The following is a 14,389-nucleotide window of genomic DNA, read 5'->3' as shown; positions in this document are numbered from 1 at the left end:
ATGCTGGTCCTGTGGTGGCTTGCGACAACGCCATGGACGAAAACCGGCCGAGCCCCATGGGGTTACGCACGGATTCCCCGCGCTGCGTTGTTGAGACGCTTCATCGTGGAACCACCACGACGCTGCGCGCCGCGCCTAGCATCACGAAAAATCCGTGTGTAACGCAACGGTGTGAATACTTCAGCGCTTCCTGAACAGCGCAGGGAAACTGGCACCGTACGAAAAGCCCGAGTCTTTCGCACTCCAATGCGGACTATTCAAATCTCTCGCGCCAGTTCTGGACTCGAGCCTGGTCACGCCCTTGATAGGCGGCAATCGCCTCCTGCAGCGACAGGCCGTAATCACCTTCCTCATCCTCACCGATTGCCGTCAGGCGCTGGGTGTACCACGCCGTGATGCCCTCCGGCGGCGGGTCCCGGAAGCGCGGGAACGAAGGATCATCGACCTCCTCGTTCATGGCGCTAATCCAGCGTGCCGGAAGAGCGGGATCGAGCACTAGCGCCCGGGCGAGACCAACTGCATCGGTGACGCCGCTTGCAACAGCTTCCACGACCTGGTCGCGTGTCTTGAACCCCCCGGTCGTGACCAGCGGCTTCCTCGTCAGCGGGCGGGCGCGGCGGGCAAAATCGATGAAATACGGGCCGCCACCGAGGCTATCCGAGGCCGACGGCGCACCCGGAAAGTAGGTTCCGCCACTGAACTCGATCAAATCGAGCGACGTGCCATCCAGGATACGAACTACCTCCAGACCCTCGTCCGCCGTGAGCCCGCCGACCAGTTGATCGCTGGTGTTTATCTTGATACCAACGGGAAACGCTGGCCCGACCTGCTGACGCACAGCCGCGACTATCTCAACCACGACGCGCGTCCGCGCTCTGACATCGCCACCCCATGCATCGCTGCGTTGATTGAACAGAGGCGATAGGAACTGGCTCAGCAGAAACCCGTGACCGGCATGAATCTGCACACCCGTGAAACCGAGCGCCTTGGCCTGCGCCGCCGCTTCCGCGTACTGTGCCGGGAGCGCCGCCACCTCCTCCGCACTCATCCCTTCACAGCGCAGACCCTCGACGTCCAGCGGTGACGGGCCTTTCGGCATGCTAAGGGGCGGATGGGCCAACGCACCGGCATGGCCGAGCTGTGGCCAAATGTGCGCGTCGTCGATGGCGGCGCGGTGGGTCAATTCCCGCACCGCAGCACGATTCGTGGTCGGCCCCAGTACGAGATTGCCCGGCTTCTCCGGGAAACGCGGATCCACCTGCACCTCGCCGATCAGCGAGAGCGCGGCGCCACCCTGTGCCCAGCGTTCGTAGAGGCGAATCTGGGTAGCGGTTGGATTACCCCGACCATCACCCAGTGAATCGGACATGGCCGATTTCACCAACCGGTTCTTCAGAATCCCGCCACATGGGAGGTGTAAGGGCTCCAACACGGAATGCGGCACGGTATCTCTCCCTTGCTTGCGGGCGACGGTGACATACGTCTGTCTTGCGGAACATCGCAACAGTGGCTCATTCCGAAGTGATGATGAGACGGAGCCAGAGACGCAAACCCACGATCCGATGACAATAACTCAGCGCTGAGTCCAAAGAAGTGCGTGTAACTACGGATTCAAGCCCAGCCTGATCAACGCTAGTGTGCCGCCCAGAAACAAAGTCATTCACCGCTACCGGACTCACCCGAGCGTGAGTCAGAGCCAGGAAAGGGAGGGCGTCCATGAGTGCGCCAATCAATACCGGTGATGCTGCACTGGACAGGTTCGGTTTGCATACCCACTGGCTGCTGCGTTTTCTGCTAGCCAGCGTTTTCACTTACATGGGCATCGACAAGTTCATGGGTGGTGGCATCGCTGAGTTTGCAGGCGTAGTCGACCTGCCGGTTTTCGTCGCCACGATGGTCGCGCTGGCAGAGATCGGGGCGGGCGTGTTCGTCGTCATCGGTGCCTTCACCAGCGGCTGGGTAACGCGCCTGGGCGCCGCAATGGCCGTGCCCGTCATGCTTGGTGCGATCGTCATGGCGCACTGGGGGCAGTGGCATTTCATGCCCACGGTTACCCACCCGATGGGCGGCATGATGTTCCAGGTCAGTCTGCTGCTGGTGGCGATCTATGTTCTGGCGCGCGGGAATGAAATCTGAGCGCGGCAACGATCGACATTTAAGGAGGAGCCATGTCTGAAGAAAACATGCAGCGAAGAAACCTGCTGCAGACGCTGTCCAGGAGTATGGCGTACGCCGCACCGGTCCTGGCGATCGTTGCCGGCGGCTCGGCACTACACGCAATTGTCTCTGATGCGACAAGCGAGAAAGGCTATCTCATGACGGCCGTTGGTGAGGCTGAGGGAGAAGCCGAGGGCGAGGGAGAAGGCGTAGCCGAAGGCGAGGCTGAAGCCGAAGGCGAGGCTGAAGCCGAAGGTGAAGCTGAAGGTGAAGCCGAGGGGCACTGATCCGATGGGCATCAGCGAACCGACCGAAGTGCCCCTCTTCATCCCGGCGACCGATTCCCTATCGATCGGCTACAACTCCTGCGCGCTTCCGGGCGATGGAGGGGCAATATCTCAGCGCTTCCCTACACGATCGCCAGCGGTCCCGGCCCATCGGGCGGCGGGAAGAGGCGGTCAAGCTCGGCGCGCTGCTCGCCAGTGAGCGTGATCTCCAGCGCCGCCCGGTTCTCTGTCACGCGCTCGGGGGTCCGGGTCTTCGGGATCGCGATGACGTCCCCCTGATCCAGCAGCCAGGCCAGCCCAGCCTGGGCCGGGCTGATGCCGTGGCGTTCGGCGAACCTCCGCAGGCGCTCGTCGCTCGGAAGCATGCCCTGGCCCATCGGGCAGTAAGCCATGACCGGAATTCCCCGCTGACGCAGCCACGGCTGGATGTCCCACTCGATGCCGCGCTCCGCCAGGTTGTAGAGCAACTGGTTGGTCGCGACGTTGCCGCCGCCGGGGGCATCCTCGAGATCCCGCAGGTCCGCCGCGTCCAGGTTGCTCACGCCCCAGTGCCGGATCTTTCCCGCAGCCTGGAGATCCAGGAACCCCGCCACCGCCTCGGCGAGCGATGCGCCACCGCGCCAGTGCAACAGGTAGAGGTCAATCCGGTCCGTGCCCAGGCGCTTCAGGCTGCGTTCGCAAGCCTTCGACACACCGCCCCTGCTGGCGTTATGGGGGAAGACCTTGCTGACGAGAAAGACCTCGTCCCGGCGGCCCACCATGGCTTCCCCCACCACGCGCTCGGCACCCCCGTCACCGTACATCTCGGCGGTATCGATAAGCGTGAGTCCCTGGTCCAACCCGCCTTGCAGCGCCGTGACCTCGGCGGCATGCTCCGCCGCATGTTCGCCCATGTGCCACGTCCCCTGACCAAGGGCGGGAATGATTTCACCGTTCGGCAATGTCACCTGTCGCTGCATGGTCCTCCTCTTCCTCCAGCGTCCGCGTTGGTCGACAATACAATGGCCTTTGGTTCAGCTCGAAGGCAGGGCGGCCGCAGGCAGCACCACGCCCACCAGTACCGCCGCGTAATGAAGGCCGGCTGCGGCCAGCACGAAGCCGTGCCACACCACGTGGTGGAAGGGTAGGCGCGACCACACGAAGAAGAGCACGCCAGTGCTGTAAAGCAGACCCCCGGCCAGTAGCAACGCCAGCGCGGCGGTGGACACGGCGGACAGCAACGGCTGCAGCACCGGCAGGATGCTCCAGCCAAGCACCAGGTACAGTGAGATCGACCAGCGATAGCTCAACCCCCCGCGGGTGAGCAGCTTCACGCCGATACCCAGCAGCGCTACCGACCAGACGAACAGAAACAGGCGCCAACCCCAAGCCCCACCCATGGCGCCAATGGCGAAGGGGCTGTAGGTGGCCGCAATCATGAAGAAGATGGCCGAGTGATCCAGCCTTTCCAACCAACGACTTCGGGGTGAACGGTCATGCAAGAAATGGTTGGCCATCGCGGAGCAGGTCAACATGGCCAAGAGCCCCGCCACATAGAGCGCCACGCTCAACCAGACGACCGGCTTGCCGGAGACGCTGGCGACGACCACCAGCAACGTCCCGGCTGCAACGGCCACTGCCAGGCCGGCCCAGTGCAGGTATCGGTCCACCGCCTGCTCCAGGTCGCTGTACGCGCGTAATGCAAGCCCCATTCAGTGGTCCTCTGGTGCTCTTCGGCAGCGTCACCCGGTAAGGGAGATATGATAACCGGCCATCCGTTCTCTCGCTATCTCGCTTTGTGTTTGCAATGCACCCGGGAATGAAGGTTTCCAAACTGAAGGGCAGCCCCATATATCGAGCACTCGCTGGCGGGTTGTCGCAGATCAGAAGCATTGGGTTTACTTCTTCGAAAACGTGCTGACACCCAATGTACTCTGGGTTGATCTGAAAGACGTGGATTTCTCCGCTGACGCCCAGGTGAAGAAGCTTCAGCTTCATGGTGGCGAGGTATACGCCGGCCATGCGCTGCGGAACTTCATCGCGACGGAGCCCTTCGCCTTTCGCGGAATATGAACCCGCGTAAACCCACCTGGCAGGGGCTGCGGGAATGCTCATCGAAGCCCCGCTGAGTGGTGTCGGCAAAATTTACAAATAAACCGTGCCGCCACCAGGGTAGCTGTTCCATATATTTGAAAGAAAAAATAAAACTGAATTGCGCATAAAGATTGCATCCTATTTTCGCACGCAGTACGCAACCACTTCCGGGGAGGAATGGCAATGCGATCACCTGCGATTTATCTTGCGCTGTCCAGCCTTCTGCTGCTCGTACCGCCCGCGTCGTCGGCCCAGATCGTGCTATCCGAGATTCTGCATCAGTTCGACGGACAGGACGGCACCGCTCCGGTCGGCCGCCTGACCGAGGGCACCGACGGTTTCCTTTACGGTGTCACCAGCGCCGGTGGCGCCGACAACTGCGGCAGCGTCTTCCGGATCTCTCTCGACGGGCAGTTCGACGCCAATTGGCGCATCAATCTGATTCGGGCACAGACGGGGTGCGAACCGCAGATGGGGCTTACCGCGATTCCGGGCGAGAACGCGTTCTTCGGCACCGCCCGCGAGGGTGGGGCAAATGGCAACGGCACCATCTTTCGGGTTACCCAGAACGGCACGATCACCACGGCGCACCATTTCGGCACCCTGGACAGCCCACGGTCGCCGGGTGGCGCACTGCTGCTGGCCTCCGACGGAAACTGGTACGGCACAAGCACCGGTACCAGCCTGCCCCATCCCACGATCAACGGAACGATCTTTCGTTATGACGGCAAGGATACTGTCACGATCCTGCACGAGCAGGACTCTGATCTTCACGGCCGCGGCACCGAAGGCGGGCTGATCCAGGGGGAGGACGGTCATCTATACGGCGTTGCCCGATTCGCGGGCCAGCACGGGGACGGCACGCTGTTCCGTGTCACCCTCGGAGGAGATTTCACGGTCCTTCATCACTTCAAACGAGACGTGACAGGCCGTTCGCCCTCCGCACCGCTAGCCCTTGGCCCGGACGGAGCAATCTACGGAGTGGCTCCGTTCGACGGTCCGCAGTCTTCGGGAGCCTTCGGCACGCTGTTTCGCTACACCAGCAGCGAGGGTCTGGAGCTGCTGCACGAGTTCGTCAGCATAGGCTTCACTCCCGTTGTAACACCCCAACGTGGCGTGGTCTTCGACCAGGACGGCACACTCTACGGCACCGCCTTCCGGATCTACCGCCGCACACCCAACGGCGAAGTGGAGGGTCTGGGGCCACCCCTGTCCATTGGCACCAAGAGCGTCATGCTGACCAGCAACGGAGACCTGTTCGCGCTCACGGAAGGAAACCTCGTGGGCCAGACCGATCACGGCACTATCTTCGTGTATTGGCTCAGTGCGGCTGCGAACGGCACCCCGAACCAGCAGGATCCAGACGGCGACTCCGGGACAAACGGTGACCAGAACGGCGGTACGGACACGGGGGATGATGACTCCGAATCCAGTGGTGGTGGTGGCGGCGGCGGGTCCGGGGGTGGCTGCAGCCTGGCCTCCGGGCAAGATCACGTCCTCTCCCTGCTGTTCCTGCTAGCGCTTGCGGGACTCGGCATGCGTGGGTATCCGCGGCGAGCTCGAACCTCCGGATAGCGTTGATGAACGCTCCGTGGGTCGTGTGGTGGCTATCCGGCGAATGACAAGCGTTCTCACAGCGAGGCAGACCATCCATCGGAGGGACGGCGAAGCAGGGATGGAAATGCGCGCGGCGGGGAACGTCCTCATTGGCCAGGCTCACTGGGCGCTTGCTTAGCTACCCCCACTCCGCCAGCGCACCTCCGCCTCGTGCCATGCGGCAAGGGGCTGGAGGTCCGGTATCCACGCCAGGCCTGACCTGGCATCGGCCGACACCGCCTCCGGCGTCACGATGACGTCCAGCAGCGCCGGGCGATTGGCCATGGCCCGGTCAATCGCCGCGGCCAGGTCTTCCGGGCGCTCGACGCGTTCGGCATGCATCCCCAGGCCCCGTGCCATCGCCGCGTAATCGGCGAACTGAAGCCGGCTGCCCACGACCTTGCCGTAACTGGTCTGCTGATCGTGCACCTCGATCTGCCAGGCGCCGTTATTGGCCACGACGATCAGCACCGGCGCCCGATGACGTACCGCCGTGTCGATTTCCATGGCGTTGAACCCGAAGGAGCCGTCTCCGGTCGCGACCAGCACAGGGGTATCCGGATCGTTCAGTGCCGCTGCGATCCCAAAGGGCACGCCAACGCCAAGGCATCCCAGGGAACCCGGATCCAGGTAGACACCCGCGGGCAAGCCCACGCGGGCGAAGCTCAGGAAGTCACCGCCATCGGCAATAACGGTGGCGTTCGCGGGGAGCTTCTCCCGCAGCCCCGCGAGCAGACGATTGGGATGCATGCGCCCCTGGTCGTCGGATGGCGCCTCGCGCATGGTGCGGTAGAGCTTTTCCGCCCGCTCCTCGTGGCGGGCACGGAGCCCCTCGGCCCAGTCCCGGTCAACGGCGGACCGACGACTTCCCGCCTCATCGACCATCGCCCGCAGGGCCTCTGCAGGGTTGGCAAGCATTTCCACCACTCCCCGCCGATTGTCCCGCAGCTCCGACGGTGCGTCCGCGATCCGGATGAATCGCGCCTCCCCGAACACCGCCGGCGAGCCGTAGGCAAGCTGGAAATCCAGGCGACGGCCCAGAGTGAGCACGACATCCGCCTCGCCCATGACCTTGCCGCGCATGGCGCCGACCACCGATGGATGATCATCGCCCAGGAGCCCCTTGCTCTCGCCGGTATCCAGGTAGACGGCGCCGAGGGCATCCAGGAACCGTTCCAGCTCCTTGCCAGCCTCCCGGGCCCCACGACCGCTGATGACCAACGGCCGCCTCGCCGACCAGAGAATCTCCACCGCCTCCGCCACGGCCTGCGGTTCCGCGGGCATGCGCTTGCGCGGCGCCGGGCGGAGGTGCTCGTCCAGTACCATGTGCCCGGGGATTTCACCGCGCAGGGTGTCGATGGGGAAATCGAGATAGGCCGGCCCCGGGTCACCGCCCTCGCCGAAGGCCCGTGAAACCGCCTCGGCAAGCTCCTGGAGGACCAGGCTCGGCTCGCGCACCGTCCGTGCGTAACGGGTAATCGAGCGGACCAGGTCCACGTGCACCATGTCCTGGAGCGCGCCGCGATTCTCCTGGGGTGTCGGTGGCAGGCCCGAGAGAATCAGCACCGGCGCCCGCGAGACGTGGGCATTTGCGATCCCGGTCATGCCGTTGGTGACGCCGGGCCCCGCCGTGATCATTGCCACCCCGAGGCCACCAGTCAGTTCCGCGTGGGCATGGGCCATGTGCACCGCCGCCCGCTCGTCCCGGACGTCGATGATACGGATTCCCAGGGCATCGAGCTTCATCCAGATCGGCATGATGTGTCCGCCGCAGAGGGCGAACACCCGGTCGACCCCACGACCCTTGAGAAAGCGGGCAATGAGGGCAGCCGCCGAGTGCTCGGAAAGCTCAGGTGCGTTCATGGCCAGTTGCGTTGTCCCGCAGTCACTCTACGGTCAAGCCTAACACCGCATTCGGCGGAAATGCGATGCCAAGCCCTTGAGGCCTCGACGATTCTGGCCCCTGGCTGTTTTGCAGGGTTTTCGGGCCTTGCAACCGCTCAGGATCGCCCGAGCGCAGCGCGGCCGTCGGGCAGCATATCGTCCTCGATGAAGGCCTCTACGATAGCGTCGATTCCATCGTCACGCTGGAAGCCGAGCCGTTCTGCCTTGGCGGTGTTGAAATCCGCCGGCCAGCCGCCAACGATCGTCTCGATAGTGGGATCCGGTTCGCGCCGGATTCGCGCCACCGCCGCATCGCCGCCAACCCGCCGCAGTGCCGAGATCATCTCGCCCACGGTGACACGAATGCCCGGGAGCATGACGCTGCGGCTACCACCGAAATCCGCCGCCGAAATGCCGGCAGCGTGGACCAGCGCCTGAATCGCCTGGCGTGGTGACAAGACGAACATGGCCAACTCTTCGGGTACAGGCAGCACTGCCTCCTCGCCCTGGAGCGGCTCACGAATAATGCTGCTGGCGAACGTGGAGGCAGCCTTGTTGGGCCGACCGGGCCGCACTGCGATGGTCGGCAGGCGAAGGGCTCGGCCGTCAACGAAGCCGCGTCGGGAATAGTCGCTGACCAGCAATTCCGCCATTGCCTTCTGAATGCCGTAGGAGTTCTGCGGCATCGGCGCGGTGTGGTCTTCCACCACCGGGGGCAGGTCGCCACCGAACACGGCAACAGAGCTGGTGAAGATGAAACGCGTCGCACCGCCGCCGGCCTTTCGACTCGCCTCCAGAACGGCACGTGTGCCGTCGAAGTTCACGCCCATGCCCAGTTCGAAGTCAGCCTCGGCGGCAGCGCTCACCACCGACGCCAGGTGATAGACCACGTCGGCACCACCCGCGAACAGTGCATCCAGAGCGGCGGTATCGGCAATGTCACCGGCGACCGTGTGTATAGCAACCCGGGCTTCCGGAGGCGGCGTCGCTTCCGCCTGGTCGAACAGGACCAGCTCCCGGACGGCCTCGCCACCATCGGGGCCCGGCAGAGTGCCGGCCCGGGCGATTGCCGCGGCCAGTTTCTGCCCGATGAATCCGGCACCGCCGGTAATGATGACCCGCATACACGCTACTCCAGCAAGGCTGCGATCTCGATCAGGTCCGCTGTTCACCCGAACTATAAATATATGTGCGATTTTTCCAGAACGCGGCGATGGGCTGCCCCTGAATCCCGTTGGTGCTGCGCACTCAGGGTTTGCCGTAGCGTTCCTGCAGGGCGTCGATCTGGGCCTGGGTGAGACAGCGCGGGTTCTGTCCGCGCAGCAGCAGATAGAGCTTGGCGGTCTCCTCCAGTTCTTCCGTCGCATACACCGCCGCTTCCAGGTTCTTGCCCGCCACCACGGGGCCATGGTTGGCCAGCAACACGGCAGAATGCCGGCCCGCCAGGCCGCGGACGGCGTCTCCCAGCGCCAAGTCTCCCGGCATGTGGTAGGGCACCAGCGGCAGTTTTCCCACGCGCATCACGTAATAGGCGGTCAGCGGGGGAATACAGTCCTGCTCGCAGACGTCTGGCAGGCAGGAGACCGCCACGGAGTGCGTAGAGTGCAAGTGCACAATGGCGTTGTCCTGCGGGCGCTCCTCGTACATCGCCAGATGCAGGAACGCTTCCTTGGTGGGCGGGTCACCATCCAGGTGCTGCCCACGCGCATCGAGGCGGGTGAGCCTGGCCGGATCGAGCCGCCCCAGGCAGACATTGGTGGGCGTCATGATCCAGCCGTCTCCGGTGCGCACGCTGATGTTGCCGCTACTACCCATGGTCAGCCCACGGTCAAACAGTGAGCGCCCCATGGTCACGATCTGCTCGCGTAGCTGATTCTCGTTCATCAAAGCACCTGGAAGGCCCGCAGGAAAAAATCCTCGCCACCGAAATTACCCGACTTCAAGGCAAGTGCGACGGAATCACTCCCCGTGGTAGCGGTCCAAGGGACGCCCGGATCGATCTGCCGGCCAATCCGCAACGCGTTAACGCCCAAAGCGCTGACCACCGCACCAGAAGTCTCGCCGCCAGCCACCACCAGCCGGCGCACCCCCTGCTCCACCAGGCCACGGCTGATCGCCGCCAGGGCGCTTTCGATCAACGACCCGGCCTCGGCCACGCCCAGCGCATCCTGGGCGCGTTTCACGGTGGCGGGGTCCGCACTTGCGTAGATCAGTACCGGGCCATCGCCGACGTATTCCCGGGCAAACTGCAGTGCCTCGGCAACCTGGTCCTGCCCCTCGGCCAGCGAGAGGGCGTCCAGCGCGAAGGCCGGACAACGCTCGCGCATGTAGGCGACCTGACCCAGTGTGGCCCGGGAGCAGCTGCCGGAGAGCACTGCGGCAGGCCCTGCAAAGCTGCCAAGGTCGGCGGCATCGGCGGCGGCACCAAGCCGGCCGGCGCGGCGGAAGTTCTCTGGCAGACCAAGCGCAATGCCGGAACCACCGGTAACCAGGGGATGCTCCGCGACCGCCTCGGCCAGCACGTGCAGATGCGCATCCTCCAGCACATCGGCCACGGCGTAGCGATAGCCGTCGGCCCGCAGCCTGTCGAGGGCGGCGCGGGTAACCGAGACACCCTGGCGAACGGTCTCGAAGGGCACCAGGCCGACACGACCATCCGTCTGCCTGGCGAGAACACGCAGCAAGTTGGCGTCGCGCATGGGATTCAGGGGGTGGTTTTCCATGCCGCTCTCGTTGAGCAGCACATCCCCCGCAAACAGATAACCCTTGTAGACGGTGCGGCGGTTTTCCGGGAAAGCCGGACAGACCAGGGCGAAATCGTGGTCCAAGGCCCGCAGCAGCGCATCCGCCACCGGGCCTATATTGCCGGCATCGGTGGAATCGAAGGTGGAGCAGTACTTGAACACGACCTGCTGGCAACCGCGGCCACGAAGCCACGCGAGGGCCTGCAACGACTGGCTCACCGCGTCTGCGGCGGCGATGCTGCGTGACTTCAATGCAACCACCACGGCGTCCACCAGGCCCGGGTCGAAGGCCGGTGACGGAACACCGATCACCTGCACCACGCGCATGCCTTGCCGGGCAAGATTATTTGCGACGTCGGTCGCACCAGTGAAGTCATCGGCGATGGCGCCGAGCAGCAGCGTTGTTTCGACGGGACTTCGCGGTTGCGATGGCACGCTGACGTCTCCTGGCACCCGATCTGTTGCAGCCGATACAGCGATCGGCTGGTAACGCTAACATACCAGAGCGGAACGCAGGCTCCCCGCCGGACCTTCGTCTGAACTTACGCGAAATCGCGTCTGTCGCGGCGAGAAAGCAAGCCCGCGGCAGGCGTTTGACCGCCCACCGCGGCTTATCACTAGCGCCACTGCAGATCGTTCAGAGCGATGCGGTAATAAGCGCCGCTGGCATCCCAGCGGATGCTGTATGCGCCGGGATAATAGCCCTGGGGTTCATAGCGCTCGGCCACCGGCACAGGGAGAAAGATATCCGGCTCCCCTGTCAGCAATTCCATGCTGACCATGGGCTCGATGAAGATCAGCCGTCCGTCCCAGGCACCGTATAGAAAGGTCTGCAGAAACGGTTCCGGACCTTGCGCCCGCAGCTCCGGTGCCTCGGCATGCACCAGGTGTACGCCCATCATGGGCACAGGTGGCACACCGGGGTTGATATACCCTGCAGGGGTGAACTCGGGAGCAGGAAGCCTGCCGGCCTTGTCCATGAAGGCAGGATCATCCGTGTGAATGGCCCGCCGTTCCTCGAGGCTGATGGTGTAGAAGTGCACGTCAAAGTGCGCCTTGTCGTAGACCCCGTCCGGCTCGTGTCCATGGGGATTCCAGTCCAGGGTTACATGCTGGAACGGGGTGGGATTTTCCGCCGGCATGTCCAGAATATACTCGAACGTGCTACGCCCATCGGGCATCGTCACGCCACCATGCGCCCCCTGGGGCGGCACCGCTACCGTGAAGGCCCGGTCCATTTCCACACCGACCTCGCTGGGCACGCCGTTGTCCATCACCACATAGGTTCGTGCAGAACCCTCATGCAACAGCAAGGGCGGGCCATAGAGCGTTTCCGCCGAGGCGGAGACCAGCGCAAGCATCATTGCACCACCGACACAGACCGGGGCCATGCGCCAAGCCCAAATAGCGGCGCGCCCACGATTCGAATCGCGGACAGATTTCATCGGAAGAAACTCCACAGGAGACGGCTGCGCCAGCCTGGGAACAGGCCAGTTACCAGGCGCTCTTCCAGGTCGCCGTCATGGCTGGTTGAGCGGTCGAATTATAGTTGATCCCGGATTGTTGCGGCGGGCGCTGTATTAACGTAACGCCTCGATAGATGGATCATCCACCTATCGAGGCGTTCAGCGAAACGAGATCACTACAGTCTTTACCGACCTCCCCACTGCAGCAGGAAGGTGGACAGCGGTGCGTAGAATGCGATTAACAACCAGGCCGACACCAGGGCAATGAGATACGGCACGATGAACTTGAGCAGCCGGAAGTACGGCACCCCTGTCACCGAACTGGCAACGTACAGGTTAAGGCCGTAGGGCGGCGTGATGAATCCAATGGCACCGCCGACCAGGAAGATCACCGCGAAGTGGATCGGATCCACCCCGATGGCTGCGGCCACCGGGGCCAGGATCGGCGCCAGAATGATGGTCAGCGGCAAACTTTCGAGCACGGTGCCGAACACCAGCACGATGATCATGCACGCGATGAGGATGGTGTAATAGCCGCCCAGGCCCGTCAGGAACTCGGTCAGGATGGCGCCCGCACCCAGCACCGACAGCAACTGCTGCATCACCACGGACACGGCGATCAGGGGAGCCAGAATGCCGACAATCTGACCGGAGCGCATCAGCACCTCCGGCAGCTTGGTGATCTTGATCTCACGGGTGATGAGTACACCGGCAATAAGGCAGAACCCCACGGTCATACCTGCAGCTTCGGTCGGCGAGAACGCGCCGGAGTAGATGCCGTAGAGGACGATGAACATGGCCACGAAACCCAGGTAGGCGCGCCCCGCCGTCACCACGACGCGCTTGCCTTCGAGCTTGATCAGGTTCCCCCACTTGTTCATGCGGGCCATGATGTAACAGGCCAGCATCATGAATGCCACCATGAGCACGCCCGGGATCATTCCGCCGATGAACAGATCTGTAATGGAAATGTTCATGAGGAAGCCGTAGACGATGAAGATGATGCTGGGCGGAATGATGATGCCCACGGTGCCGCCGGCGGCGATTGTGGCCGCGGAGAAGCGCTCGTCGTAATTCCCCTTCTTCATCTCCGGGTGCATGATCGAGCCGATGGTGGCCGCGGTGGCGGCGTTGGAGCCGGAGATCGCGGCGAACATGCCGCAGGCGCCCAGGGCAGCCATGCCGAGGCCGCCACGAATCCAGCCAAGCACCGCGTACGCGAAGTCCGAGAGTCGCTTGGCGATCCCACCCGCATTGATCAAGTCACCAGTAAGAATAAATAGGGGCAGAGCCAGCAGGCCGAAGAAGTTCAGGCCCTCGAACAGAGTCGCCCCAAGGTTGGCCAGGGTGAAATCAATGGCAATGCTTACACCCACGATCCAGAAGCCGATCACCAGGAAAATCGGTACGCCGATCATGAAGAGGACGAACACGCCGAAAGTCATCAGCGCTAAGAGTGTGCCTGTATCCATGCCCTGCAACCCTCCGCGGTTGAAAGCAGCAAAAACTAATCCAGCATCGATTGGTTCAACGGGAAGGGCTTGCCGCGCCGGAAAGTAAGCGTGTCCAGCACCATATTCTGCACCGCCCGGATCATGATCAGGCCCCACGCCAGGGGCAGCGCCATGTAGAACCACCACTGCATGATTTCATCCGTGCCGGAGACGATGGCGAAATTCATGTACGACAGCTGCACCTGTCGAGTACTCCAGTACATGACGATGATCCCGAAGACGATCCACAGTAAACCGTCCAGAATCATGCAGGCGTATTGAACGGGATAGGGAAACCGCGCCCGCAATTCGCTCAGGCTCAGGTGCGTGCGTTTTCGTACGTTATAGGAAGCACCAAACCACGCCAGCCAGAGAAACAGATAGACCGGGATGGTGGTGCTCCAGGCCGCCTGCTGTCCGAAGGCGAAGCGCCGGACGACCTCTACGAAAAGAATCCCAGCCATGCCAGAGTAGGCGATGAGGATAAAGATTTTTTCGATGTTGCGGTCCAACCACCCGAGGGGGGCGATAACAAACCAATAGAACCAGCCCTTACGCGTCGCCCCCCCCGCGGAGTGGAGCGAGTTGTCGTCCATGTTATCCATGAAACCCCCGTCAGCGCGCGTTCAGCGATTCCCGAAATGTAGAGTCAAACCAACGGGGCCCACGTCCGGCGCATGATCTGGAAA

Annotated in this window: 14 protein-coding genes; 4 read left to right on the top strand and 10 right to left on the bottom strand. The window is 63.2% G+C overall.

Annotated features, from left to right (window positions below; translation table 11 throughout):
• Window positions 1-253: 253 nt before the first annotated feature.
• A complete protein-coding gene (locus tag J2T57_RS20485) occupies window positions 254-1,432 on the bottom strand; it encodes an oxidoreductase (protein ID WP_366519137.1) in 1,179 nt (392 codons plus the stop codon).
• 284 nt (window positions 1,433-1,716) lie between these two features.
• On the opposite strand from J2T57_RS20485, the gene J2T57_RS20480 reads away from it, so the two are divergent.
• Both J2T57_RS20480 and J2T57_RS20475 read left to right on the top strand, forming a co-directional pair.
• Window positions 1,717-2,136, top strand: coding sequence for a DoxX family protein (locus J2T57_RS20480; protein WP_253484636.1), 420 nt, complete (start codon window positions 1,717-1,719; stop codon window positions 2,134-2,136).
• Window positions 2,137-2,168: 32 nt separating this feature from the next.
• Window positions 2,169-2,444: a hypothetical protein gene (locus tag J2T57_RS20475; protein WP_253484633.1), complete on the top strand. Its 276-nt coding sequence runs from the start codon at window positions 2,169-2,171 to the stop codon at window positions 2,442-2,444.
• A gap of 122 nt (window positions 2,445-2,566) precedes the next feature.
• Here the strand turns inward: J2T57_RS20475 and J2T57_RS20470 are convergent, their stop codons facing one another.
• Both J2T57_RS20470 and trhA read right to left on the bottom strand, forming a co-directional pair.
• Complete coding sequence (locus J2T57_RS20470) at window positions 2,567-3,403, bottom strand: aldo/keto reductase (protein ID WP_253484631.1); 837 nt, start codon at window positions 3,401-3,403, stop codon at window positions 2,567-2,569.
• 54 nt (window positions 3,404-3,457) lie between these two features.
• Complete coding sequence (gene trhA / locus J2T57_RS20465; protein ID WP_253484628.1) at window positions 3,458-4,135, bottom strand: PAQR family membrane homeostasis protein TrhA; 678 nt, start codon at window positions 4,133-4,135, stop codon at window positions 3,458-3,460.
• 202 nt (window positions 4,136-4,337) lie between these two features.
• On the opposite strand from trhA, the gene J2T57_RS20460 reads away from it, so the two are divergent.
• A complete protein-coding gene (locus J2T57_RS20460) occupies window positions 4,338-4,496 on the top strand; it encodes a hypothetical protein (protein WP_253484625.1) in 159 nt (52 codons plus the stop codon).
• Between the two features lie 204 nt (window positions 4,497-4,700).
• Window positions 4,701-6,092 (top strand): choice-of-anchor tandem repeat GloVer-containing protein, encoded by a 1,392-nt coding sequence (locus J2T57_RS20455; protein WP_253484622.1) that lies wholly within the window; start codon window positions 4,701-4,703, stop codon window positions 6,090-6,092.
• A 156-nt stretch (window positions 6,093-6,248) separates the two neighbouring features.
• On the opposite strand, the gene J2T57_RS20450 is transcribed toward J2T57_RS20455, so the two are convergent.
• From J2T57_RS20450 to J2T57_RS20420, 7 genes are all read right to left on the bottom strand, one after another.
• Window positions 6,249-7,976: a 2-hydroxyacyl-CoA lyase gene (locus tag J2T57_RS20450; protein ID WP_253484619.1), complete on the bottom strand. Its 1,728-nt coding sequence runs from the start codon at window positions 7,974-7,976 to the stop codon at window positions 6,249-6,251.
• Between the two features lie 137 nt (window positions 7,977-8,113).
• Window positions 8,114-9,121, bottom strand: coding sequence for a D-erythronate dehydrogenase (gene denD, locus J2T57_RS20445; protein WP_253484605.1), 1,008 nt, complete (start codon window positions 9,119-9,121; stop codon window positions 8,114-8,116).
• Between the two features lie 124 nt (window positions 9,122-9,245).
• Window positions 9,246-9,881: a 3-oxo-tetronate 4-phosphate decarboxylase gene (otnC, locus tag J2T57_RS20440; RefSeq protein ID WP_253484603.1), complete on the bottom strand. Its 636-nt coding sequence runs from the start codon at window positions 9,879-9,881 to the stop codon at window positions 9,246-9,248.
• On the bottom strand, window positions 9,881-11,176 hold the full coding sequence (gene otnK, locus J2T57_RS20435; protein ID WP_253484601.1) for a 3-oxo-tetronate kinase: 1,296 nt from the start codon (window positions 11,174-11,176) through the stop codon (window positions 9,881-9,883). Before otnK ends, otnC begins: the two co-directional genes overlap by 1 nt.
• A 182-nt stretch (window positions 11,177-11,358) precedes the next feature.
• The gene (locus tag J2T57_RS20430; protein ID WP_253484599.1) at window positions 11,359-12,105 is read right to left on the bottom strand and encodes a hypothetical protein; all 747 of its coding nucleotides are present in this window, start codon (window positions 12,103-12,105) and stop codon (window positions 11,359-11,361) included.
• Between the two features lie 287 nt (window positions 12,106-12,392).
• Window positions 12,393-13,679, bottom strand: a complete 1,287-nt coding sequence (locus J2T57_RS20425) for a TRAP transporter large permease (RefSeq protein WP_253484596.1) — start codon at window positions 13,677-13,679, stop codon at window positions 12,393-12,395.
• A 35-nt stretch (window positions 13,680-13,714) separates the two neighbouring features.
• On the bottom strand, window positions 13,715-14,305 hold the full coding sequence (locus tag J2T57_RS20420) for a TRAP transporter small permease (RefSeq protein ID WP_253484593.1): 591 nt from the start codon (window positions 14,303-14,305) through the stop codon (window positions 13,715-13,717).
• Window positions 14,306-14,389: the final 84 nt, after the last annotated feature.

The sequence above is a fragment of the Natronocella acetinitrilica genome (assembly GCF_024170285.1).
GTDB lineage: Bacteria > Pseudomonadota > Gammaproteobacteria > Nitrococcales > Aquisalimonadaceae > Natronocella > Natronocella acetinitrilica.
Note: the sequence above shows the minus strand (reverse complement) of the source record. Positions and strands in the feature narration are given on the sequence as shown.

Bases quoted from the DNA above. Each gene is read 5' to 3' on its own strand.
- J2T57_RS20480 (WP_253484636.1), top strand. From the start codon at position 1,717: ATGAGTGCGCCAATCAATACCGGTGATGCTGCACTGGACAGGTTCGGT.
- J2T57_RS20475 (WP_253484633.1), top strand. From the start codon at position 2,169: ATGTCTGAAGAAAACATGCAGCGAAGAAACCTGCTGCAGACGCTGTCC.
- J2T57_RS20470 (WP_253484631.1), bottom strand. From the start codon at position 3,403: ATGCAGCGACAGGTGACATTGCCGAACGGTGAAATCATTCCCGCCCTT.
- trhA (WP_253484628.1), bottom strand. From the start codon at position 4,135: ATGGGGCTTGCATTACGCGCGTACAGCGACCTGGAGCAGGCGGTGGAC.
- J2T57_RS20455 (WP_253484622.1), top strand. From the start codon at position 4,701: ATGCGATCACCTGCGATTTATCTTGCGCTGTCCAGCCTTCTGCTGCTC.
- J2T57_RS20450 (WP_253484619.1), bottom strand. From the start codon at position 7,976: ATGAACGCACCTGAGCTTTCCGAGCACTCGGCGGCTGCCCTCATTGCC.
- denD (WP_253484605.1), bottom strand. From the start codon at position 9,121: ATGCGGGTCATCATTACCGGCGGTGCCGGATTCATCGGGCAGAAACTG.
- otnC (WP_253484603.1), bottom strand. From the start codon at position 9,881: ATGAACGAGAATCAGCTACGCGAGCAGATCGTGACCATGGGGCGCTCA.
- J2T57_RS20430 (WP_253484599.1), bottom strand. From the start codon at position 12,105: ATGATGCTTGCGCTGGTCTCCGCCTCGGCGGAAACGCTCTATGGCCCG.
- J2T57_RS20425 (WP_253484596.1), bottom strand. From the start codon at position 13,679: ATGGATACAGGCACACTCTTAGCGCTGATGACTTTCGGCGTGTTCGTC.
- J2T57_RS20420 (WP_253484593.1), bottom strand. From the start codon at position 14,305: ATGGATAACATGGACGACAACTCGCTCCACTCCGCGGGGGGGGCGACG.